The following is a 24,227-nucleotide window of genomic DNA, read 5'->3' as shown; positions in this document are numbered from 1 at the left end:
TAACCGGGTAGTCAAACTAGGTAACCGACCGCAAAAAGAAAGTACCCCCAACCTGTAGGCGTACTACGGCTGAGGGTACTCAATAAATCATTTATAAGATCCTACTCTTCGGAAGTTTTTGCCTTCGATTTGGCAACCTTTACCTTCATATACTGGCTCACATACCCCCTCTTGCGCTCCTCGTTGCGCCAGAAGGCGTACTGGCCGCAGCGGCGAACCTCATCCATAGCCTCCTTGAGGTGGATGTAGGCCTTGTTGCGGGTTTGAACCGTAACATTGGAGTGCATGCGCGAGCCGTTGGCACGGGCAAGCAGGTCGGCCATCTCCTCCGATAGCACACCTGCCTTGTCGAATAGTTTCAGATCAACACCAATGGCCGTAAGCGGAGCCGGATAGGCCTTCCCCAGCGCGCAGAGATCGGTCAAATCCTGAATCATGTCGGCATGCCCGGATCCATCGGCAATACGCTGAACCTTGGTTAGCACATCGGGCATGTTGCGGTAGGCGAACAGGCCGTGATGGATCAGCTCGTCGTGCAGGGCGTAAGCCTCTGGCGAACGCAGATTCCACTCCTTCTGTGCCTCATCCTTGCTCTGAAACTCCTTGTTCCACTCGCCCTGAAGGTAGCGTAGCGCACCTGCACGAGGACTAATGCTATCCACCACTTTCCAGTCTAAACCAACTGCCGTAAGCAGCACCTTGTCTTCCTGAACCCAATGTTCGAGATTTTCGGCCTCCTGAAGCATCACCGATATCGGCATGTTGGGGGTTGCAGCATTCTGAACTTTCTCGATCTCCGCTGCAAGGAGATCATAATCTGTCTTGCTCATAAAATACCGTTTAAAAATGATTACTAAATTTCTACAGCACGCGAAGCAGCGTTTTGGCCTACTGCCTCTTCCTTCAACGCCCATAAAATTAGAAAAACGAAGCAAGATGACAAATAAAGCTAAACAATTTCATCTAAAACCTGCCAAGGAATACAGCGCAAAAGAGCCTTTACATAGAATGGCCATAGGCAGCCTCCCCTTCCGGTATCGCCCACAGAAAAGAAAGCCTCGACAATAAGACTACTCTATTGTCGAGGCTTTCATATCAGCTTCAATAAATATCCAAGGATGCTAAACCTAGCATTCGGATGCTACCAACCTGTATTCTGCTTCAGGTTTGGATTTATTACAATTTCTGCATAAGGGATTGGAGCAAAATACATTTTGTCCTCCCAAATTCGAGACTGGTAGCCACGCTCGTAAACAAGGCTCCCTTGGGCATCCTTTTTTAGGTGCAGCACACCAACCTTAGTAAAGAATTCGGGTCCCTTCTTCCACCTTCGCACATCGTAGAAACGGTGATCCTCAAAAGCGAGTTCCACAAATCGCTCATTCATGTAGCTTTTTTCGAAGGTTGCATTGTCCATTCCAGCAGGAAGAGCAGGCATTGCCACCCCGGTACGACTACGAATAACGTTAACTGCCGCAATAGCCGACATGGGGAACTCTGCAGACGTAGCATCAGGGCTACCTAGATAACGGTATACGGCTTCAGCATAGTTTAGGTAGAATTCACCCAAACGGAAGATTACCCAACTATGGCGCTTAGAAGTTTCCTTTCCTGGACGTAAATCCACCGAAACCTCTATCCACTTTTTCAGATAGTAGCCTGTAGGCGTAGCACCAGCCAAAGGAGCTCCATTTACCCCTCCTTCGAAGGTTTCGAGCGGTTTGGTGTTGTAGGTTGGCCACTTAGTGTCGCCGTTCTTTGCTACAGTTAGGTAAAACCGAGGATCTCGGCCAACCCAAGGGGAAGCAGGGTCATAACCACTTCCTGCCTCATCCCAGTATTTACCAGTGGTCTTCATTTGGTAGGCATCTACAAGGGTTTGGCTGGGGCAGTTTCCTCCACCGCCTCCTTCAACCCCAACAGGAAAGTTGGCATACTCCATCCAGTTACTGTCACCAGTACCACGAGCAAAGATTACCTCTGCGTTTTTATAGTTATCAACGCCCCAATTCTTCTCGTATGCACCTAGCTTAATTCCGTTAGAACTGGCAAAATCGAGTAACTCCTTCGAAGCAAGAGCCGCAGCTTTCCATAGCTCCTTGTTGTTATCCTTATTAAAAAGAGGGCTTGCCGCATATAGGGCCGCGCGAGCCTTTAGCGCCATGGCAGCAGCACGAGTTACACGCCCAATTTCCTTGTAAACCGATCCCACATAGGTTGGCGGAAGATTCGGAATAATTTCCGTACACTCCTTATTTATATAGTCGAAGATCTCCTTTGCAGGCGTTCTTGTAATGGTATTCGCTTCCTCAGCAGAAAGAACCTTATCTCCAACAAACGGAACATCTCCATAGGTTTTTACCAGCTCAAAATAGAAGTAGGCTCTCAAAAAGCGGACCTCCCACTGGTAGTTATTAAAGCGATCCATTTGCTCCTTGTAATCCTTATTATTGGCGAACTGCGAAAATGTTTGCCCCTTAGACTCAATAAGGAAAGTATTCACCGAACGAATGGCTTTATAGTAGTTGCTCCAGTTGGTCATTGTACGAATAGCGCTCCACGAACCATTATAAAAGTCGTGAACTCGTGATGATGGCTTCGAAAAAACAGCCTCGTCAGTTGCCGAAGCTAACATTCCATTGTCAAACGTTACAAAACCACCAAGCTGTCCATATATATCCGTAACGAACCCCCGAGTTTTATCGAAGCTGGTAAATACATCATTCTTATCAGCACTTACATGCTCATCATAGTCAAGATCGCTACAAGCAGCCAGCCCAACTATAGACATTAGCATAAAAAGTTTATTAACTATCTTCATGATATGAACTTTTTTATGTTAAAAACCAATACTTAACCCTACATGGTAAGACTTCAATGTAGGATAGTTTACACCGTAACTCTCTGGATCAACAATGTCTAAATTGTCGAAACAAAGAAGATCTACACCACGAACATAAATCTTAGCGGTGTTCAGCTTAATCTTAGATAGCAGCTGCTTAGGGAACGAGTAGTAAACCTCACAGTTTCTCAACTTCACGAATGACCTATCAGCAATCCAGGTCGAATTATTCGCAAAGTTATTGTCGCTATCAACAGTGGTTAAGCGAGGGTACTTTGCCGTTAGGTTGGTTGGAGTCCATCTATTTTCGTAATAGTCATTAGAAATAGTAGAATTGCCAATTAGTGGTTTGTAAACACTTTTCGTATTTAGCAACGCGCTATAGTTTCCAACACCCTGAAGTATTGCGCTAAAGCCAAACCCCTTATACTCGGCTCCTATATTAAATGAGTAGTATATTTCCGGACATACGGTATTATAACCCATAGCAACCATATCCAACGCATCAATTACGCCATCACCATTTTGATCTTTATACTTAAAGTCACCTGGTTTCACGGCCGAAAGTGTTTGACGAGGGCTGTTGTCAATATCCTGCTGATCCTTGAACATTCCCAACACTTGATATCCGAAAAGTTGGCTAATAGATTTTCCTGTACGTTTCAAGTAGTCGTAAGGCTGAGGAGTCTCTAGCGATTCCACGATCTTGCTACGCGAGAAGGTATACTTTGCGCCTGCAAACCAGCTAAAGTCACGTCCTACCTTACCGGCATAGTCCAACCCAAGTTCAACCCCTTTGCTATCTACTTTGCCGTCGTTGGCGTATGGGTCGAATGCACCATAAATCAAAGTATTTTGCCCTCCTGTAATAACAAAGATATCGCTACGTCTCTCGAAGAAGCAGTCGGCAGTAAGCTGCAAGCTATTCAACAGCATTGCATCTACCCCAACATTATACTTGTATGCCTTTTCGGTAGTTGGATTAGCTGTTGGAGTACGGCCTACCTTCCAACCATCTACCTTCTGAGGAGAATCTCCTAAATAGTAGCTGCTACCACCTACATAAGCTTGAGTTCCCAAGTCCAATTCTGGAACATAATCGGTATTAATAATTCCCGCAGAGGCTCGTAGCTTAAGGAAGTTTACCAGTTTAGAATCCTTCAAAAAGTTTTCATTCGAAAGCACCCATGCTGCCGAAATGGTAGGCGAAAACGCCCACTCCTTTAAGCCCTTTAGGCGGTTCGACCCTGAAGCCATTAGTACTAAATCGGCAAAGTAGCGATTAGCATATCCATAGTTAAAGCTACCCGATATGTTTTCCCTATTGTAGGTTTGGTCTCTCCCCGAATTCACTAGGTGATCGTGGTGATGCATGATTGAAGCACCAAACTTGCTTTCGCCAAACACCTTTTCATAGTCAACGCTCGTAACAATGTTAAGACGGCGAGACTGTACTCCCAGCGATGAGGTATAGTTAAGCTGCGAAACTTTACCACCTACTGTTGTGGTGGTGTCTATTGGATTCCCAGCCTGATCAAAAACAATCACATTATTCGAATAATTAAATCCCTTTGTTTTCGACTCCCAGTATTCGGTATAGTTATCGTATCCAACCCTCAACGAAGCAGACAGCCCAGGAGTAATAAAGTTAAGCTTCTCCGTCAGCTTTACATCAGCCTGTAGCGCCCTTGTTTGGGAACGAGCATAACCTGTACTAATAGAGTTTGCAACAGGATTTTGATTAGTCCAAGTGGCATCGCCCCCCCACTTCCCATCTAGTGCCCTTACAGGAAAAGCCGCAGAAGGCACAGAGTAAAGCTGATCCATAAGGGTCGATTGGTGAGTACCAGGTCTATTAGTTTCACCCAGAATACCAAGAATATTTACCTGTAATGCAGTTGTACTGGTCAAGTCGATGTCAAAGTTGGTACGAACATTACCTTTCGAACTTTTCAGCTGTGTTGAGTAGCCGCTATTCGCATCAGCATTCTTCAACAAGCCATCGCTTGTTTCAAGGTTAAGCACCGTAAAATAGCGGGCGTTTTTTCCGCCTCCTTTAAAGCTTAAGCTGTAGATATTGGTAGATGACCAATCTTTTAGCACCTCATCAAACCAGTCTACGTTTGGGTAAACACCAGGATAAGTTCCATTCTTAAACGCATCAACCTCGTAGGCATTATATCGAGGCGAAAGCCCGTCGTTCGCACGTGCTTCGTTTATCGCGTTTGCATAACGATACGAGTTTGCAAATTCAGGCAGACGTACAGGCTGCTTAAACCCGTGATCGTACCTGAAAGTAATGCTCTTCGAATTGTACTGACCACGCTTGGTTGTAACTGCTAACACCCCGTTAATTCCTCTAAAGCCATAACGGGCAACTGCCGCTGCATCTCTTAGCACTTCTACACTTTCAACCTCGTCGAGCACGATGTTGTCAATCGAACGTTCTAGCCCATCGACAACAACGAGAAGCGAGTTATTTGAAAGGGTTTTAGATCCTCTTACAAAAAGGGATGCATTGTTTTCCCAATCTACGCCACCATTTTGCAGGGCAGACAGTCCCAATATATTTCCGAACAATGCGTTGCTCAAATTTAGCGAGGAACTCTTCATCAGCTCTTCCGATTTAAGAACCGAAATTGCCCCCGTCAGCTCCTCCGCTCTACGTTCTACCCCATGAGGGAGCAAAACCACCTCGTCCCTATAGTCGAGCACCACAGATAAAGGATCAGCGCTCGTTATCTTGACATACTTTAGCCCAACTCCAGCCTTCGAAATGATGAGCTTATTACCAATGGTTGCGGATATCTTAAAACCTCCCGTACTATCGACCATTTCTCTTACCGCTGGAGCCTCAACAACTGATACCGTTGCTCCAAGTAACGGATTGTTTTTGCGATCCGCCACATGACCCAAAACCGTCACTTGTTGAGCAAAACCTGCAGCTGCCCCCCAAAGCAATATTAACAGCAATGCTATTTTTTTCATGTTAAATCTTTTTTCAGTTCTACAAGAACCCTGCGCTACCTAAACAAGGAAGGAAGGTAATTGCTGGAAATTAAACGACTTATCTCCGTATAATCTGCTACCATCCTGGGTTTTGAGTTAACCCGTACCCCTTATTTATTTCAGAAGGAGGGAATGCAGCCAAATACCACTTTGGGCTCCATCTGCCAGGTTTAGACCAATCGCGTTGTGATAGGTTAAACCTCTCGTACTTAAAGCTGCTTGGCCATCCTGTAGTCAGGCCATCTGTACGAGTTATATCTAATCCATGCAGCTGCTTGGTAAAATCATCAGCCAACTTTCTTCGAATCATATCGAATAGGCGGGTATCTTCCAGCCCCAGCTCGCAAGCACGCTCGCGCAGAATTTCCTTTATTAGAACATTCTTATCAGTAAGATCTAAGCTAGGATTGCTTTCTACTAAACCGCCTAAACCTACTCTACCACGCACTAAATTCACCTGTTGAATTGCCAAAGGAAGATTTTTGGTTTCTGCTAAAGCTTCCGCATAAATCAAGTACATTTCAGCCATACGCAGGTAGGGCCACGTTACAGATTTCATTCTATCAGAACCTTCCTGGATGTACTTGTACAGACCAAACCCAGACTTGTACCGATCCATATCTTTGGTAGTACGTTCACGTCCACCAATGTACATCTCCGCTTTGCGGCCTTTGAATGGAGCACCATTAACTAAAACCGTTTGGTAAAGTCTGGGATCCCTATTGGCAAACGGATTGGCAGCATGAGCAGGATTATTCCAATCGAAAGGCTTACCATCAGCCATGGGGAACATGTCCACATAATCGAGCGTTGGATTAAACATCCCATTTGCTTCTGCATCGGGGAAGTAGTAGTTATATCCTTCCCACGATTCGAATCTGTACTTTTGAGGCCTTGTTGAAATTAGCATTTCGGGATTCCCCCCCCCTGCACCACGCAAGAAGTAGGCATTCTTAAAGGCAGCCTGATAGTCTCCCCCTGTGTATAGTCCGTAGCGTCCTTGCGCGCTTTGCTCTTTAAAGAAGGCCTCACAGGCAGAAAGCGTACGATCCCAGAGCTCCTGCTTACGAGAACCAACCCAAACCTGTCGTTTTTCTACGGCAACCTGAGGGGGCTCGGTACTGTATGGTACATCATCATTAAATAGCGGACTGGCAGCAAACAGCAATATCTTGCACTTTAAACCCATAGCCCCAGCTTTGGTAAGCCTTCCATCCCAGTTCTCAATATCTTCGGGAGGAAGAGCCCAAGGAAGTTCGTTGGTGGCAATTGCTTCATCGAGGAGTGTAACCATAAAGTTGAGCGTTTCCTCGACCGTTGCTCTCGGATTGGTAAAATTCTCATTTATTTTAAGCGCATGGTTAACAATGGGCAATCCGCCAAGATGGCGAAATGCATCAAAGTAGTTCATCGCAATCATGGTCTTAGCCTCGGCCTTTAGACGGCTTTTTTCGGCTTCGTCCATATCCTTCGTTCTTTCGATATTTTCTATAAATATCCAGCATTTACGAACGTTTTGCCACATACCCTCCTTGGCAAACCCCCAACGAGAATGCCCGCTGTTATCTTCATAGCCAGCATTGTACGAACCACTGTAGTAAATGCTATTGGCAGTACCCCACGAGCAAGCCGTATTCATGCAGTCCGACAAGCATTCAAATGTCGACATGTTCATTTTACCACCAATATCCGACCAGCTAAGAGGCAAACCATAGTAAAGGCCGCTATACGCATTCCAAAGGAATCGTCGAGCATACTCCGCCTTGCTAAATACCGAATCGACGTTAACGTCTACGCCAGGAGCCTTCTCTAGGAAGTCGTCCCCAACCTTAAGAGGTTCTACGCATGCACTCATAGAAGCCAACATCGCTAGCAGTACGATTATTGAGCGTATCTTTTTCATACCTTCTGTTTTTTTAATTAAAACCCAATTTTCACCCCTGCACTAAACACCCTCATCAAAGGGTATGTAGGACGACTGTTAGTTCTAGATTCGGGATCTAGGAATTTGAGCTTAGAGAATGTCAACAGGTTGTACCCGCTAACAAACACCCTTAGCGACTTAACCTTAGCCTTGCTTACAAACGCACCGGTTATGTTGTACCCCATCTCCACGTTTTTAAGCCTTACGTAGCTGGCATCCTTAAGCCATAGGGTAGACATGGCATAGTTATTGGCCAAGCCAGTGGACAAGGTGGCCCTTGGTAAGGTGGCCGAATTTCGGGTTTCTTCAGTCCAACGATTTTCGTACTGGGAAATCAGCAGCCCATGGTTTTGGATATCGCCCAAAGGCTGACGGAGCAGCTCGTCAAGCTGCCTAGACACCTGCGTTGCAGCGGCCCAGTTCATGCTGAAGTTGAAATCTTTATAGTCGAAGCCCAGCGTTAATCCTGCAGTAAAGCGAGGGTAGTTCGGGTATCCGATAGCCTTAACATCGTTTTGGTTGATTACGCCATCCTTGTTAAGGTCGACGTACACGCAGTCTCCATTCTGCAGCGTGATGCCATGTGATGGGAATTTAGTATTGAACTCCTTCTCGTAGCGGGCAACAGCTGTTTCGTCGTAGAATCCCCAGAACACACGTCCGAAAGGCTGATCAACAGACTGTCCGGTACGGTTCATATAGGCTTCGTCTTGGAGAACTTCGTCGCTGAAGACAATCTTGTTCTTGGTGTACGATAGGTTTCCCTTGATAAAGTACTTGAAGTCCTTGCCGATCTTATCGTCCCAGTTAACGCTAAACTCGCACCCCTTATTCTCGACCTTACCCATATTTACGGCAGGAAGCGTTATGGCAACGTATCCGGGAACCGTCCTTCTTGTAATCAGGATATCCGAGCGATCGTCCCTAAAGAAATCTGCGCTCAGCTTCAGCCTACTGTTAAAGAGGTTCATGTCAACCCCGTAGTTCTGCTTTACCGCCTTTTCCCAGGTTACGTCCTTGTTGCCGAGCTTTCCTTCGTAGGCGCCAGGCTGGTTGGAGGTAACGTTAACGCCAAAGTTGTAGCTATTGCCCCCAAGCACATACGAGTCGTCGAGGTATAAGAATCGGTCGTCTCCGATCTTATCGTTACCAACAATGCCGTACGATCCACGGAATTTCAGGTAGTTCACCACCTCCTGTGCCTTAAAGAAAGGCTCCTCGGAGACAATCCAACCCAATGAAGCGGCAGGGAATACGCCGTAGCGCTTGCTAGGAGCAAAGTTCTCCGAACCATTATAGCCAATATTAAAGTCGAACAGGTACTTCGACTTAAAGTCGTAGGTTACGCGGCCAACGAGGCCAACGTACCCCGATGGGATATCCGTGTATGTCTTGGGATAGTACTTTTTTGATTGGTTGTAAAGGATCAGCGCGCTAAGGTGGTTATCCCCAATGTCTCTTTTCCAGTTCAACCCTGCCTCTGTGTACCAGTTTCTTCCCCTATCAAAGTTTTCGCCATAGCCTAGGTCAACCTCGTCGCCGCTCTTCCTGTACGAAATAGAGCCATCGGCTCCCAGCACAGGGGTATAGTAGGGCTTTGAAGCCGATCGGTTCTTATTCTGGTAGTAGGTGCTGTTGTAAGCACCTTTGATCTTTAGCGATAGCCCAGAGGTTACGAAGTCCAGCTTCTGATCCAGCTGAAAGTCAAGGTTCAGGTCGTTGTCTACCCGCTTTTGGTATCCTCGCCCATAGTAGATATCCAACCCATCAGATCCTGGATTCGAAATGTAGTCTGGGTTGGTTTTTATCCACTTACCGTCCACAATACCTGCACCTGAGAAGGGGGTTGCCCTATAGAGGAACCTAAAGATCTCTTCCTGCGTTTGGCCGGATATGGGCTGGTTCTTCTCCGCAACAACACCTCCAATGTTTACCGACATCACGGTAGTTTTCGTCAAATCGAAGTCGATATTTGCGCGGTAGTTGTACCTATTATACTTATAGTTCGATTCGCTGCTGGAATCGAATGTTTTGAAAAGCCCATTCTGGCTTGTCATTCCGAGAGAAACGAAGTAGCGAACCCGATCAATTCCCCCGTTTATATTGATGTTGTGCTGGCTTTGGGTGGTAAAGTCCTTTAAGCAGTAGTCCATCCAATCCATGTCAGGATACAGAATGGGGTTGGAATGGGTTCGGAATGCCTCCATAACCGTAGGCGTAAAGCGAGATTTGGTAACATCGCCCCCATCGCGGGTCAGCGCCTCGTTGTAGTACTGGGCGTACTGGTAGCTATTGGCAAACTCCAGCAGCTGGGTAGGAACCTGAACGCCAAAAGACGAAGAAATCGAGATCTGGGCCTTTCCCTGCTTTCCGCGCTTGGTGGTAACAATAATAACCCCGTTGGCGCCACGTACCCCGAACACCGCCGTTGCAGAGGCATCCTTCAGGATACTTAAGCTCTCGATCTCGTTGGGGTCTAGCTGAAAGAAGTTACGCTCAACCCCATCAACTAGCACCAGAGGGGTAGAGCTACTGGCCGACAAAGAACCGATACCACGAACGAACAGCTCGGGGTTGTCGGCACCTGGCTCGCCGGTATACTGAACTGAAGAAACGCCGGTAACCTTACCCGCTAGGGCGTTGCCCAGCGATGCGGTTGGGGATTTCAGCAGCTCGTCGCCCTTCATCCCGGTTACGGCTCCCGTAGAGGTTACCTTCTTTTGCTGTCCGTAGCCCACAACCATTACCTCGTCTAGCACCTTCGAGGCATCCTTGAGCACGACATTAAAGCTCGTTTTCCCATTCAGCGAGATCTCCTGCGTCTCAAATCCAACGAATGAGATCACCAGAACGCCCTTCAGATCGGGGCACTTGATGGTGAACATGCCGTTAACATTTGCAGCAACGCCGCTGGTTGGTGCTCCCTTATAGTACACCGTGGCCCCAATAACGGGATTCCCCGCTTGGTCCTTGATCTGTCCCTTTACCTCTATTCCCTTTTTACCTTGCGCTTGAAGGCTGCTAGGACTAGCGCCTCCAGCGGCATACAGCAAAATAGAAAAAGAACACATTAGAAAAACAAGAAGTGTTTTCCTAGAGAGCGCTTTCCTTCTTTTCTCTTTTTCCATAGCACAGAAAATTGTTTAACAATTAGATTCCTCGGTTGGTCCTTTTAACAAAATAACGTTTACACGGCAATATTAACGAATACGGGCAACAGCAACGGTGCGTTTTCAGTTCAATTTAAGGAGGAAATTCATTCATTTTTTTGCTACACACCAGCAACCGTTTTACACATATCTCTACAATAAAGACACTTGCAAAGTAAAAGTCGATTTTAGCTTAAATAATTCACCCTCCACTCGACCTTCCGATGAAACAACCCATACGCCCCATAACGCCCAAAGTTGCTTCACCCTTTTTACGTGAATATTTACATAAAATGTACTTACTCATGTTATAGGGCGACGACACTTCGATACGCACGCCTGCACACACCATTAACAACATCCAAAAAACTGTCGTTTACCCCATTGCAGCTAGGCACAAAGGGGACTAGCAGCAGAAGGGAGCTTCGCCGAGGTTGCTACCGTAGCATGCGCAACACCACTACGGCCCCAAGTCCAACATCGTGGCCACCGGCGTTGTGACATCGAAGAGTATGACCATCGGCGACCACACCATTCCGGTATCGGCCACCGCCCTTTGGAACCCCGAGTTCAACAGCGGGAATATCCAGCTAGCGGTGAACCTATTCTAGCATTTTCTGATGTAAGCCTTTTTATATTTTATTCATAGAGCCAGATGCCGGGAGGTTTCTGGCTTTTTTGTTGGCGGCCCCAACGGGCTTGCACCATGGGAGCGCATGGAGCATTGTAGATGCACAACGATCCATTGCAACCCTACAATGATCTATTGTAATCCTACAACGATCTATTGTAACCCTACAACGATCCATTGTAACCCTACAATGATCCATTGTAACCCTACAATGCCCCATTGCAACCCTACAACGATCCATTGTAACCCTACAATGATCTATTGTAACCCTACAATGATCTATTGCAACCCTACAATGATCTATTGCAACCCTACAATGGAGCAATGTAAACCTACAATGGAGCAACGCAAAATAGCGATATATCTAATTTTCAAGAATTTGTATGTTTTAAAAAACAAACAAAACCTATGTTATGCCATCATGAGATTGCCAGAACGCATTTTATGCTGTAAAACATGTTTTCAAAATGAAACTCGCCACAAATCCTTAACGTATAAATAGCATTATTAACTAAACTTCTCAAACCATGTCAAAGCGTGACGTTATCATTAACTACTTTAGGATGTCTGATTATGAGCTATCCACCTTTTCTCAGAATGTATCGAAGAAGCTAACAGGAAATGTAAACTTTAAGTTTGACGCCGCTACGCTTACAATGCTCGACGAGCGAACGACTACATATGTCGGGTCGCTAGTAAAGGCGCGGTCGGGTGCGCCGCACGATATCACCGAGAAGAACGTACAGAAGGAGCTGGTGTGCGCATGCCTGCATGATATTGCGATGGAGGTAAACGTGCAGGCCAAGGGGGATATCGTGAAGCTGCAGTCGAGCGGGTTTAACCTGCCCAAGGAGCCCAAGAAAAAGGGGGTGCTGCCCAAGCCCACCAAGTTTAAGGTGGCGAGCGGCACCAATAAGGGCGACTTGCTGTGCGAGGTAAACTCCAACCCAGATGCCTTTGTGTACAATTTCTACTCGGCACCGGTGCCTGCACCCGAAAACATCAACGAGTGGCGGCTTACCCCTTCGTCGACGCGCAAGAAGAATATCTCGGGCTTTACGCCGGGCAAGGAGTACGAGCTGAAGTGCGCCTACCAGGGCAGCGAGGATACGCTAACATTTAGCGAAAGCGTCCGAATTTTCGCCCAGTAGCCGCTCCGAACTACTGCATACGCCAAGGGGCAGCCTGTACGGGCTGCCCCTTGGCGTATAGGGACGATTGAGAATTGTACAGAAGCGCTTCTATCCCCATCGCATAAAAAAAGGGCTGCTCCTCGCGGACATCCCTCATCTTGTCTAAAAACGTAAACTAATGAACTAACCTAATCTAAACACACATCTATAATGAAACAATCAATTCAAATACGCTGAGCTCTGCCGTGCCGCAACGCTTGTGCATTGGCAGGAGCCCGTTCATTCTCTGTTTTGCGACGGCAAGTAAGCAAACGGATGTTAGCTGAGCGGTAGGTGCAAGCTACCAAATTGTGAATTATGGATGGTGATCGTGGGGTGCGCCTGAGCGTATTGTAGCCACCTGTTCGGCGGGGGCTTCTGCCAGAATTCAAAAAGCATAAACAGCGAATGGCAGCAAGCCACCTTCAGCGGATGTGGGAGGCAGGACTGGCGAAAGTAGATCAACCTACCCATAAAATAACGAACGAGCCTAAGCAACAACTGCTCAGGCCCGCTCGTTTACTATTATACGTCTAAAAAAAAGATCTTCTTCTAGCGTCGCTTAGCTTTCGAAATACCTTCGTATAGCCTCCACCATCTACAGTTTCACCACCTTAACGTTGTCGAGCATCAGCAGGTTGATGTTGCCATTCATGTTGCGGTTATGCTTCTCGTAGGTGAGCTTAAGGGTGTTGGTTCCCCTCTTCAGCTGTACGCGAACGACATTGGAGCGGCTCCAATCGCTCCAGGCATCCTTTTCGACAATCGGGAATACCATGGTAGCCACCTGCTTCCCGTTGATCCAAAGCGTGCGAAGGGCGGCAGAGTTCCCGCAGCACATGCGGTCGGTTCCATTCGAGTAGCGGAAGGTGAGCAGGTAGTCGCCCTCCTCGCCTACCGTTACGGGAATGGCGACTTTCGTGTTCTTGGTGGGCGACATCTCCACAAAACCTTTGCCGGAGAAGCTGGTATAGGGTAGATCCGACTTAGGGTTGAAGTCTTCTGCTTCGGCCGTAAAGGTTTTTGTCTGAGGTTCGATGGCAATCGGATTGCTAAGGAACGACTCGTACCCACGCGCATCTACCGCCTTCACCTGATACTCGGTGTAGCAGTCATCATTGCCAATGGCATAGGTGGTATCGGGAGTTCCATGCAGCGGCTTGCCGTTGCGGTACAGCTCGTACACGCCGGCGCCTGCAACCCTCCGCCAGGCCAGCACGCCAGCGTTAAGGGTAACCACCGGAGTTGCAGGGGCAAAGTCAACGCTCCGCAGGTTTACCTTCGATGGGGCAAACGGCGCATTCTTCATCTTGATGCTGATGTTGAGCACGCCCGAAGCGTTACCATCAACAAAAGGTTGCTGCTCTACGCCGTTTACGGTGAACGAGGCTATCTCGTAGCCAAACCCATCGACAGCGACGTTGATGGTAGCATTGCGGTACTTAAAGCCGGCAAGCGAGTACCTACCCGCGTAAGCCTGCGGGATTACGGGCGCAAAGGCAATGCCGTTGGGCTCGAAGTTCATCCCCAGGATCACCTTATAGGTCATCCCGATGTTGGCACCCACGCTCCATAGCTGGCGGTCGGAGTTGATGGCGGTTCCGTGGCTATCGCCCGTCGATGCCACAAAGTTCTCCTTGTTGGTAAGGTAGATGGCGGCAGCTCGGTAGATGGACGACATGCCGTAGGTCAGCGCAGCCTCGTTCCTCACCTTTGCGGCGGCAATATTCCAGAATGCCTGCACGAAGGGCCACACGCTGTTGTTGTGGTAGGGCCCAACCTCGGGTATCTGGGGGTATATGCACGTAGTACCATATTCGGTGATGGGGGTATTGGCAACTACCGACTGGCTACGCTCACCATCGGCCACGTTGTAGATAACGGCAAGCGCCTCTCCAAGCGCCTCCGATCGGGGCGATAGCGATATCGAGCTGATACCGTACAGGTACTGCCCGTAGTAGCCCTTATCGCCCATCCACAGCTGGGTGTTGATGCCACGCTTCACCGCTTCGGCCAGCTTACCATACTTTTCGCCCTTAATGCCAAGGATTTTTTCGATGCTATTTAAGATGTTGTAGGTTTGATAGTGTACCACCGATGTCCCAAGGTTTGCCGAGCGGTAGATATCGATGGGCTTCATCCACTGTGGGTAGGTTTGCTCCCTCCAATCTAGGAACGATGATTCGCCCAGCGGAAGGCTTCCGGGGTAGAAGATGGTTTTCAGGTCGGCTTCTACCGTATTCCTTATAATAGGATAGATGGTTTCCAGCCATTTCCTGTCGCCGGTGTACTTGTACACCTCCCACGCGGCAAGCGCCCACGTATTACGGTCGCTCGAAATCGGCCACGACCCACCCGAACCGGTATCCTGAATGATGTGGCCATCTTTGGTCTTGCGCATCAGCCCTCGCATGGCAACCTCAGGGTCGGCAATGGCAATGCCCAGAATGGTAGCGTAGCTAAGGTCGCGCGTCCACACGCCTCCCCAGCTTTTGCCCGTGTCAAAGTAGCCATCCTTGGTACGAAGCAGATCGAGCTCATTCAACGTCATGTTGTAGAGCGCATCCACCATCGGCACCGACGACTTTAGCTGCGGATAGCTGGTGTTTTTTAGTATGATTGATCGCTTGTAGGCGCCCGTAGTGCTGCTAAAGGCAGGTTCGTCGTTTCCGTTGAAGGTGGAGTATAGCGTATCGCCCTTCAGGAAGGCACGATCAGCCTTCCACGTCACCAAATCGGAAAAGATGGAGAAGTTCGGCGAGGTAAATATGGCCCTTTGCGAAGGTTGCGCGCTGCCTCCGAAGCAAGCGGCAACAGCCAACGCCATAGCGGTTATTTTATGTCTCATCAGGTAAGGATTTGCTTAATCCCCAAAGTTAGCATTAATCGATGTTCGCCAACGACAGACAACCGCAGAGATGATAAAGGGCCAAGAATCGATGCTAAAGGTAGCCTTAGCCTATTTAAACGGAAGAAGCGGCACTACTCCCAAACATACCTCCATTCACCGTTAGCCTGCCGTCGCCAAACGGTGTGGAAGATGCCGGTAGTAACGGAAATGGCAAACCTAAGCCATCATTGCAGCTGCCCAAAGCCCCAAAGGTCTTCAAGGCCAATAAACCCGAGTGAAACACAGGTAAGTAAGACAAGGAAAATAAACAATCATGAAGGGGTTGAATGTAGGCTACAACACGCATCTATTCCAGTTCCTTCAGTCAACCCTATTTGTTATAGAACCATACCTGCTCCAAGTAAAGAGACAAAAAAAGGGAGCCTTGATTCCAGACTCCCATACGGCATTTCAAAACATGTCTTCCTTAAAAATGGATCAAGTCTCAGATATCAGAGCTATCGTAGCAGACGATCTGAACTATTCCCTACTCGCCACTCCCTATTCACTGAATATATTGTTCATAAACCCCTGCTTCTTTAGCACATCGAGCAGCAGATTCGAGATAGCAACAAAGTCCTTTTTGGTGTAGCGGTTATCGGTAAACACCTGCGCAAGCGTATCCTTGCCGTTCTCCTCAAGCAGCTTAAGGGTAAGCGGCTGGGTATCGCGCTCGGTATAAATTCTATCAATATCCTCAGGGGTATAGTCCCTATACACCTCGCGATGAACAACTGCTTCGAGTGGAAGCCTGTCTGTTAGCTCGGGCATCTCGCTAGGGTAGCCCATAACCACGGTTGTAATGGGAACCACACCCTTAGGCAGCTTTAGTATATCGATGATTCTATCGGCCGTGTAGGTTGTGGTGCCAAGGTAGCAAATTCCCAATCCCTGATTTTCTGCCTCTAGGCTCACATTTTGCGATGCCAGTAGCGCATCTATTGCTGCAACCACAAAACCATGAAAGTTGTCGTAGCCAGGAGCGGCCTTACGCTGCTCGCACCACTTGTTGAAGCGGTTAAAGTCGGCGCAGAAGGTCATCATAACCGGTGCCTTAGTGGCAGGCTGATTAAAGTGGCAGGCGTTAAGCGCCTCGCGGCACTCGCTGTCGGTGGTTACCACAATGCTGTACACCTGCATATTCCCGGTGGTCGATGCGCGTACACCAGCCTCCAGAATACGGATTAACTTCTCCTCCTCCACCTTTTGGTTGGTGAAGTTCCTTATCGAACGATGGGTAAATATGGTATTCATACGTTTCTTTATTAGACGTTAGGGTTTAGACATTAGAAATTAGACTAAAGTTTCATTCGAAGAAGAATAATCTAATCGCATTACTTTATTGTCGCCTCATCAAATATTCTCAGAATCTCGTTAGCCATGCTGCCCCACGAGTACTTTACCTTTTCATTCTTTGCATTCTCCGACATCTCGGCTTCTCGCCCACTTTCGTAGAAATCGACAAGCGCATCGGCAATGGCAGGAATCTTAGGCTCCACAACGTAGCCCACTCTTCCATCTGGAATAATCTCCGATAGCCCACCAACCTTGGTTACCAGCATGGGCTTATTAAAGTGGTATCCAATTTGGGTCACCCCGCTCTGCGTTGCATGCTTATACGGCTGCACCACGATATCGGCAGCACAGAAGTATCTTCCAACTTCGGGATCAGGGATGAAGATTGGGTAGAAGATAACCCTATCCTTTAGCTCAAGACGCTCCACCTGATCGTAGTATGGCTTTGGATCGGCATAAAACTCCCCAGCCACCAGCAACTTTAGCTTTCTGTTCTGCAAACGAGCATCTGCAAAGGCATCAAGCAGCCAATCCAACCCCTTGTAGTCGCGAACCAGCCCAAAGAAAAGCATATAGTCAAACGAAGGATCAAGATTCAGCAACCTTTTTGCCTCATCTTTAGGAAGAATGGCTCCAAAGTTATCGAACAGCGGGTGATGGCAAAAGCCAACAGGACGCCTATAGCCAAGCGTTCCTAAATCCGTTCCAACGCTTTGCGACATTACCACAAAACCATGCGTAGAACCCAACCAAAACTTCGAAAGTAGCCTATCCCCTATTCTCTTCTCGTGCGGAATGATGTTGTCGGCCACCGAAACAACCTTGGTATGACCGTTACCCTTGGCAATTCGGGCTATCGTTCCAAAACAGGGAGCCATAAAGGGCAACCAGTAACGAATAAGAAGGATATCTGGCTTCCTTTTGCGGATTTTCATCCCAACATTAAGCCAGGTTAGCGGATTTATGGAGTTTACGGCAATGTCAATATCCAGTTCTTCAGGCTTAGGCTCCGTGGTGTACTGCGTTTTTCCAGGAAAAAGAAACGAAGGATACTGTAGGCTAAAGGTGTAAATCTTTACGCGATGCCCCATTCGCATAAGCTCCTGAGCCAACCTATCGTTATTGGCAGCAATACCCCCACGAAACGGATGAGCGGGTCCAACTATTACTATATCTAAAGGTTTCGTCATGTTAAATCGTATGATTGCCAGCAAAATTGGCTCTTTTTATTGAGATTGCGAAATGGGAATGCATCAAGCTTTGCGTGCCGCTGCAACATGCGCCATTATCCCATCGAAATCGTTTGGAGAAAACCAGGCAATATCGCAGTAGCGGTTAAACCAGGTTATCTGTCGCTTGGCATACCTTCGAGAGTTCCTTTTGATGAGCTCAACTGCCTCTTCCATCGTTATTTTTCCATCGAAGTAGTCGAAAAGTTCACGATAGCCAACGGTGTTGAGCGCGTTTAGCTCGCGATGCTCGTACAGCGACCGTGCCTCTTCAAGCAATCCCTGCTCCATCATCATATCCACACGCTGATTTATGCGCTGGTAAAGTTCCTCCCTGTCGCGCTGCAAGCCAATCTTTACGATGTCGAAGTTGCGGGTCTTCTCAAAGTTTTTTCGGAGGGTGGAATATGGTACGCCAGCAATTATACATACTTCAAGCGCCCTAATTACCCGCTGATGGTTATTCAAATCGATGGTATTATACGAATTCTCATCCAACCGCTTAAGCCAATCGGTTAGCGCAGCTATCCCCTCGTTCTTTAAGCGTTGCTTCAGCATCTCGCGAGTTTCGCTATTGGTTGCGGGAATGGCATCAATACCCAAGCATACAGCATCGATGTACAAGCCAGACCCTCCCGATAGTACTACATAATCAACATCCAAGAAAAGCTTTTCGATAACCTCCACGGCATCGAACTCGTAACGACCTGCCGTATACGGTTCGTGAATTGAACGAGAACCAATAAAGTAGTGAGGTACTGCTGCCAACTGCTCGGGCTCAGGAACCGCAGTTCCTATTCTCATCTCCTTATATATTTGTCGCGAATCCGAAGAAACGATGGGGGCATTCAACGCCTTGGCAATGCTAATGCTCAAATCGGTTTTACCTACAGCCGTTGGCCCCATCAGCACAACCAGAGTCTTTTTACCCATTAGCGCTAAAATTCATCATCCGACCGCTCGTTGTAATCCTCATACGATTCGAAATCATCAAAGTCCTCCATCACATCATCGTAAATCGAAGAGTCTTCTTCGCTAACGTTCTCGATTTGCAAAGGAGGCTCACCCTCGGAATAGGTTACAATAGGGTACTTCACGCCAACTTCGACCTTCTTATGCTCTAATACTTCAAGGAAGAGACTTCGGTCGCTATAAATATCAAACGTATAGAGCAACCGCTGATTCTTCTCCTTCACCAGCTCTTTAAGCGTCATAACATCCATTGGAACTGGAGCGTCATCCATATCGTCAGCCTCTTCCCCCAGATCAAAAAGGGTGAACTCGCGTAGTTTATTCCACTCGTGATCGACAGCGAAGAACGATGCCATTTGAGAAGAATCGAAGTTCAAGTCAGACTGTATCAGCTGGTGAAGATCAAAAAGGGTATTCTCTTCAGATATTTCGTAGTCACGAGCAAAGTTTTCCACATCTCCCGACAACGCCCTGAATTTAAAAACCATATAAAAGATTTTAGTCGTTAATTATTCCCCAAAAATAAAAAATATAGAATGAACAAAGCCACCATTTCAAGAGCTTTGTTTTATTAATGATTTTTGTACATTTAGAAGGATATATACTAATAAAAAAAGATAGCATATGCGTGCAGGAGCATTTGTCCAAGAAAACCTCCGAATTTCATGGCTTTCAATAAAATCGAATCCGCTAAGAACTATTCTAACCATTGTTATCATTGCCATTGGGCTCATGGCTTTAGTAGGCATTACAACGGCTATCGATTCAATAAAAAGTTCAATTACAAGTACCTTATCAATGATGGGGGCTAACTCCTTCACCATAACAAGCCGTGATTTCAACATACGAATAGGTGGAGATTCGAGGGGACGCGTAAGAAACAACCCTAACGTGTCCTACAACGAAGCCCTAGAGTTCAAGTCAAGGTATGAGCTGCCATCGACCATAAGCATATACATGAGAATGGGTGGTGCAAAGATTGTCCGTGGGAATGGAAACGAAACAAACCCAAACAACACCATAGTTTCTGCGGATGAAAATTACATTTCCAACTCAGGCTATGAGTTGGAAAAAGGAAGGGGAATCGTTCGATCGGAAGTTGAAAACCTAAACCACGTAGCCGTCATTGGGCAGGACATTGCAACTAAACTTTTCCCCAAGAAGAAAGACCCCACAGGGGAAATCATCAGCACAGTAGGTGGAAAGTATCGGGTAGTAGGTCTATTAAAGACTAAAGGAGGAATGATTGGAGGAGGAACCGATAGAATGGTAATTATCCCTGTCTCCCTAGGGAAAACACTACGGGCACGCGAACAATCATCGTTTTACATTTTGGTATTGCCAAAAAATCCAATGCACTTTAAGGAAGCACCCAAACAAGCAGAGGGACTTTTCCGTGCCATCCGAAAGCTCAAGGCAACAGACCCATCCGATTTCAATATCATAAAAAGTGATGCAATAGCAAAGGTGCTCATCGAGAATCTCAAGTACGTAACCTATGCAGCTACGCTCATCGGCTTCATCACCCTACTCGGGGCTGCAGTTGGCTTAATGAATATCATGCTTGTTGCTGTTGCCGAGAAAACACAGGAGATTGGAGTTCGAAAAGCCATAGGCGCAAAGTCAAAGAATATCAAGCAGCAGTTCCTTTTCGAGTCGATAATGATTTGTCAAATGGGAGGAGTTCTCGGTATTATTCTCGGTGTTTTACTAGGAAACGTCATATCATCGCTGATTGACAGCCCATTCATTATTCCTTGGGGATGGATTATTATTGGCATAGCCCTAAACTTTGGAGTTGGCCTTGCTTCAGGATACCTTCCTGCTGTTAAAGCGGCACGACTTGATCCGATTGAGGCACTTCGGTACGAATAGAGGAAATAAAATACAGAATGTTCAGATAATAAAAAAGGCCGACTATAGTCGGCCTTAATTTATTTAATTTATATAGTACTTAAACTATTTTACAGTACTCATGTGAGCGATAAGGTCAAGAACCTTGTTAGAATAACCCCACTCGTTGTCGTACCAAGATACAAGCTTAACGAAGTTTGGATTAAGCATGATACCTGCTTCAGCATCGAAGATAGAGGTACGAGGATCTGAGATGAAGTCGCTAGAAACAACAGCCTCTTCAGTATATCCAAGAATACCCTTCAATTCGTTCTCAGATGCAGCCTTAACTGCAGCCTTAATCTCATCGTAGGTAGCAGACTTTTCGATACGACAAGTTAGGTCTACTACAGAAACGTCAAGAGTTGGAACGCGGAAAGACATACCAGTAAGTTTACCCTTTAGCGAAGGGATAACCTTGGTAGCAGCCTTTGCAGCACCAGTTGACGAAGGGATGATGTTGCCAGCAGCAGCACGTCCACCTCTCCAATCCTTAGCAGATGGAGCATCAACAGTCTTTTGAGTATTGGTAGTAGCGTGAACGGTAGTCATAAGACCTTCAACAATACCAAACTTATCGTTGATAACCTTAGCAAGAGGAGCTAAACAGTTAGTTGTACAAGATGCGTTTGATACGAATTGCTCGCCCTTGTAAGTAGTGTGGTTTACACCCATTACAAACATTGGGGTGTCATCTTTTGATGGAGCAGACATAACAACACGCTTAGCACCACCTTGAATGTGAGCTTCGCAAGCTTCCTTAGTAAGGAATAAACCTGTAGATTCGATTACGTACTCTGCACCTACAGCACCCCAGTTAATGTCGGCTGGGTTCTTGCAAGCAGTTACGCGGATAGCATTACCATTAACGATAAGTTGTCCATTCTTTACTTCTACAGTGCCATCAAAACGACCGTGAACTGAGTCGTACTTTAGCATGTAGGCCATGTATTCAACATCGATAAGGTCGTTGATTGCAACAACTTCCATATCACTACGCTTTTGAGCAGCACGGAATGCTAAGCGTCCGATTCTTCCGAATCCGTTGATACCAACTTTGATTTTAGCCATAGCTTAAATGTTATAATGAAATAAATTGCTGTTTATCGATTCACAAAGATAATAAAACTGAAGAATACATCAATTCCCTTCCCACAGCCCAACAACAATAATAATACCTATACATAGTTTTATATTGTTGATTTTAAAACCCTTAATCAATTCGAAACACAGCCTGTCATGTTAATCGCGAATCCCTTAAGGATTCGTAAGAACTCCCTAAAAAAAGTTAACCCTAGAATACAGCCACTACCTCCTATTGGGAGATTGAGGGTATGCGGGACAACTTTTCTCAGAACTAGCACATGACGAAACTATTCCAGCCAAAACAACCAACGCTAGCAAAGCAACTAGTAACTTCTTCATTATTATCATGTTTTAAATACAAAAGAATCACACAAATTGACACTGCGAATCTAGCATTTATCTGCTAATCTCTGAAATTTATCCCGTACTAATTTTACCAACGGAGACAAGAACCATCGAGTTAGACCAGCAAAGGATAGAAATGCAGCAGCGTTCTACCTACAAAGGAAAGTGATAGACCAAAGCAGCATCTACAAAAAAAAGAGCAAGTCTTGAATTCAAGAACTTGCTCTTTTTCTCTATACTCTTTTATCGATTTGATAGTTATTTCGCTCGCTAGAACTCCTTGACACCAACTCACCAAGGAAGCCGGTAAGGAAGAGCTGTGCTCCGATAATCACCAGCGTTAATGAAATGTAGAATAGAGGCTGTGCCGTAACCTCACGCACTTTCATGTGGTTGGCCAAGTGGTAAATCTTTTCACCAATCATGAGCCCGGACAAAACTCCGCCTATTAAAAAGGTAATAATGCCTAGGGTTCCAAAAAAGTGCATTGGTTTTTTCCCAAACTTAGATACAAACACAACGGAAAGCAGATCGAGGAAGCCGTGAATGAAGCGTTCCCAGCCAAACTTCGTGACGCCATACTTGCGAGCTTGGTGTTCTACTACTTTTTCTCCTATTTTCTTGAAGCCGGCCTGCTTGGCAAGAACAGGGATATAGCGGTGCATTTCGCCATAGACTTCTACGCTTTTCACAACCTTACGACGATACGCCTTAAGTCCGCAGTTGAAGTCGTTAAGCTTAATACCGCTTACAAAACGAGCGGTTGCATTGAAGAATTTGCTGGGGAGACGCTTCCCTATTGGGTCGTAGCGCTTCTGCTTCCAGCCTGACACGAGGTCGTACTTCTCTTCGACAATCATTCGGTAAAGTTCGGGGATCTCGTTGGGGCTATCCTGCAAATCGGCATCCATTGTAATAACAACTTCGCCTTGGGCGGCGTCGAAACCGGAATATAGTGCAGCTGATTTCCCGTAGTTACGAAGGAAACTGATTCCTTTTACAAACGGATACTTTGCTGCTAACTCCTCTACAATATCCCAAGAACGATCGGTGCTACCATCGTCGACCATAACAACCTCAAACGAAAAGCCGTTGGCTTTCATCACCCTATCAATCCACTCTACCAACTCGGGAATCGACTCCTCCTCGTTGTACAGCGGAACTACTACCGAAATATCTAACTTACTCATTATCCTTTATTTATCAAAAACAACCTGCTACTCGAACACAGGCTTATCTTTCTTGACAAAGATTGCAGTAATTAAACTAATTACCAAACCAACAAGCGCATTACCGAGAAAACCTATGATGGCAATATAAAGTGGAGTTTGAAACTTTGAGGCCATTGCAATTGACTGTTCGACCTGAGAATCAGAGAGTCCTTTCTTCAATAGCATTTCGCGCTGAACATCGGCCATTTTTTCCATGTAGTTAGGTTCTATGACCGTTTGGAGAAGTACCATGAAGGCGATAGAGAGTACGCCTGCAAAGATATAGGTAAGCCAGCAGTAGATAAAAGCATTTCCATAGGTAATAAAACCACCACAAGCTGTTTTTCGATAGCTTAGGGCAAAATAGACAAGAGCGGCAATTGATATGACCATACTCAGCACGCTTAACCAAACATTTCCCTTGTAAATATCACCTGTCATATAGGTTATTACTACAAATAGAATTGAGATTAAGCCTAAAATTGCTCCATTTGTTGCAGCGGACTTTAGCATTACTGATGAGGGATTTTTTTCGTCTTCCATAACATGTTGTTTAATACGGTTAATGATTGTCAAAG

General features: G+C 46.5%; 16 protein-coding genes. 3 read left to right on the top strand and 13 right to left on the bottom strand.

All coding sequences use genetic code 11. The features are described 5' to 3' along the window. Positions 1-101: 101 nt before the first annotated feature. The 5 genes from ACHZA1_RS12860 to ACHZA1_RS12840 form a co-directional block, all read right to left on the bottom strand. The gene (locus ACHZA1_RS12860) at positions 102-830 is read right to left on the bottom strand and encodes a hypothetical protein (RefSeq protein WP_320052274.1); all 729 of its coding nucleotides are present in this window, start codon (positions 828-830) and stop codon (positions 102-104) included. A gap of 311 nt (positions 831-1,141) precedes the next feature. After that, on the bottom strand, positions 1,142-2,821 hold the full coding sequence (locus tag ACHZA1_RS12855) for a RagB/SusD family nutrient uptake outer membrane protein (RefSeq protein WP_320052273.1): 1,680 nt from the start codon (positions 2,819-2,821) through the stop codon (positions 1,142-1,144). A gap of 18 nt (positions 2,822-2,839) precedes the next feature. Next, positions 2,840-5,830, bottom strand: coding sequence for a SusC/RagA family TonB-linked outer membrane protein (locus tag ACHZA1_RS12850; protein ID WP_320052272.1), 2,991 nt, complete (start codon positions 5,828-5,830; stop codon positions 2,840-2,842). 97 nt (positions 5,831-5,927) lie between these two features. Further along, positions 5,928-7,754: a RagB/SusD family nutrient uptake outer membrane protein gene (locus tag ACHZA1_RS12845; protein WP_320052271.1), complete on the bottom strand. Its 1,827-nt coding sequence runs from the start codon at positions 7,752-7,754 to the stop codon at positions 5,928-5,930. Positions 7,755-7,771: 17 nt separating this feature from the next. Next, entirely contained in the window at positions 7,772-10,903 is a 3,132-nt protein-coding gene (locus ACHZA1_RS12840) for a TonB-dependent receptor (RefSeq protein ID WP_320052270.1), read from the bottom strand. 503 nt (positions 10,904-11,406) lie between these two features. On the opposite strand from ACHZA1_RS12840, the gene ACHZA1_RS12835 reads away from it, so the two are divergent. Beyond that, positions 11,407-11,535, top strand: coding sequence for a hypothetical protein (locus ACHZA1_RS12835; RefSeq protein ID WP_320052269.1), 129 nt, complete (start codon positions 11,407-11,409; stop codon positions 11,533-11,535). A gap of 547 nt (positions 11,536-12,082) precedes the next feature. After that, entirely contained in the window at positions 12,083-12,706 is a 624-nt protein-coding gene (locus tag ACHZA1_RS12830) for a hypothetical protein (RefSeq protein ID WP_320052268.1), read from the top strand. A 619-nt stretch (positions 12,707-13,325) separates the two neighbouring features. On the opposite strand, the gene ACHZA1_RS12825 is transcribed toward ACHZA1_RS12830, so the two are convergent. The 5 genes from ACHZA1_RS12825 to ACHZA1_RS12805 form a co-directional block, all read right to left on the bottom strand. Beyond that, positions 13,326-15,575 carry a hypothetical protein gene (locus ACHZA1_RS12825; protein ID WP_320052267.1) on the bottom strand — a complete coding sequence of 750 codons (2,250 nt, stop codon included), beginning with the start codon at positions 15,573-15,575 and terminating at the stop codon, positions 13,326-13,328. Between the two features lie 543 nt (positions 15,576-16,118). Beyond that, positions 16,119-16,871, bottom strand: coding sequence for a nitroreductase family protein (locus tag ACHZA1_RS12820; protein ID WP_320052266.1), 753 nt, complete (start codon positions 16,869-16,871; stop codon positions 16,119-16,121). 80 nt (positions 16,872-16,951) lie between these two features. Next, a complete protein-coding gene (locus ACHZA1_RS12815; RefSeq protein ID WP_320052265.1) occupies positions 16,952-18,103 on the bottom strand; it encodes a glycosyltransferase in 1,152 nt (383 codons plus the stop codon). A gap of 63 nt (positions 18,104-18,166) precedes the next feature. Next, complete coding sequence (miaA, locus tag ACHZA1_RS12810) at positions 18,167-19,075, bottom strand: tRNA (adenosine(37)-N6)-dimethylallyltransferase MiaA (protein WP_320052264.1); 909 nt, start codon at positions 19,073-19,075, stop codon at positions 18,167-18,169. A 5-nt stretch (positions 19,076-19,080) separates the two neighbouring features. Next, on the bottom strand, positions 19,081-19,602 hold the full coding sequence (locus tag ACHZA1_RS12805) for a hypothetical protein (RefSeq protein WP_320052263.1): 522 nt from the start codon (positions 19,600-19,602) through the stop codon (positions 19,081-19,083). Between the two features lie 136 nt (positions 19,603-19,738). Between ACHZA1_RS12805 and ACHZA1_RS12800 the strand changes: the two genes are divergently transcribed. Beyond that, positions 19,739-20,989 (top strand): ABC transporter permease, encoded by a 1,251-nt coding sequence (locus tag ACHZA1_RS12800; protein WP_320052262.1) that lies wholly within the window; start codon positions 19,739-19,741, stop codon positions 20,987-20,989. A gap of 84 nt (positions 20,990-21,073) precedes the next feature. Here ACHZA1_RS12800 and gap read toward each other — a convergent pair whose 3' ends face one another. From gap to ACHZA1_RS12785, 3 genes are all read right to left on the bottom strand, one after another. Next, the gene (gene gap / locus ACHZA1_RS12795; RefSeq protein ID WP_320052261.1) at positions 21,074-22,078 is read right to left on the bottom strand and encodes a type I glyceraldehyde-3-phosphate dehydrogenase; all 1,005 of its coding nucleotides are present in this window, start codon (positions 22,076-22,078) and stop codon (positions 21,074-21,076) included. 593 nt (positions 22,079-22,671) lie between these two features. Continuing rightward, positions 22,672-23,628 carry a glycosyltransferase family 2 protein gene (locus ACHZA1_RS12790; protein WP_320052260.1) on the bottom strand — a complete coding sequence of 319 codons (957 nt, stop codon included), beginning with the start codon at positions 23,626-23,628 and terminating at the stop codon, positions 22,672-22,674. 27 nt (positions 23,629-23,655) lie between these two features. Beyond that, positions 23,656-24,192 carry a DUF4199 domain-containing protein gene (locus tag ACHZA1_RS12785; RefSeq protein ID WP_320052259.1) on the bottom strand — a complete coding sequence of 179 codons (537 nt, stop codon included), beginning with the start codon at positions 24,190-24,192 and terminating at the stop codon, positions 23,656-23,658. Positions 24,193-24,227 lie beyond the last annotated feature (35 nt).

The organism is uncultured Acetobacteroides sp. (assembly GCF_963667355.2).
Classification (GTDB): Bacteria; Bacteroidota; Bacteroidia; order Bacteroidales; family ZOR0009; genus Acetobacteroides.
This window is presented reverse-complemented; position numbering and strand designations above follow the sequence as displayed.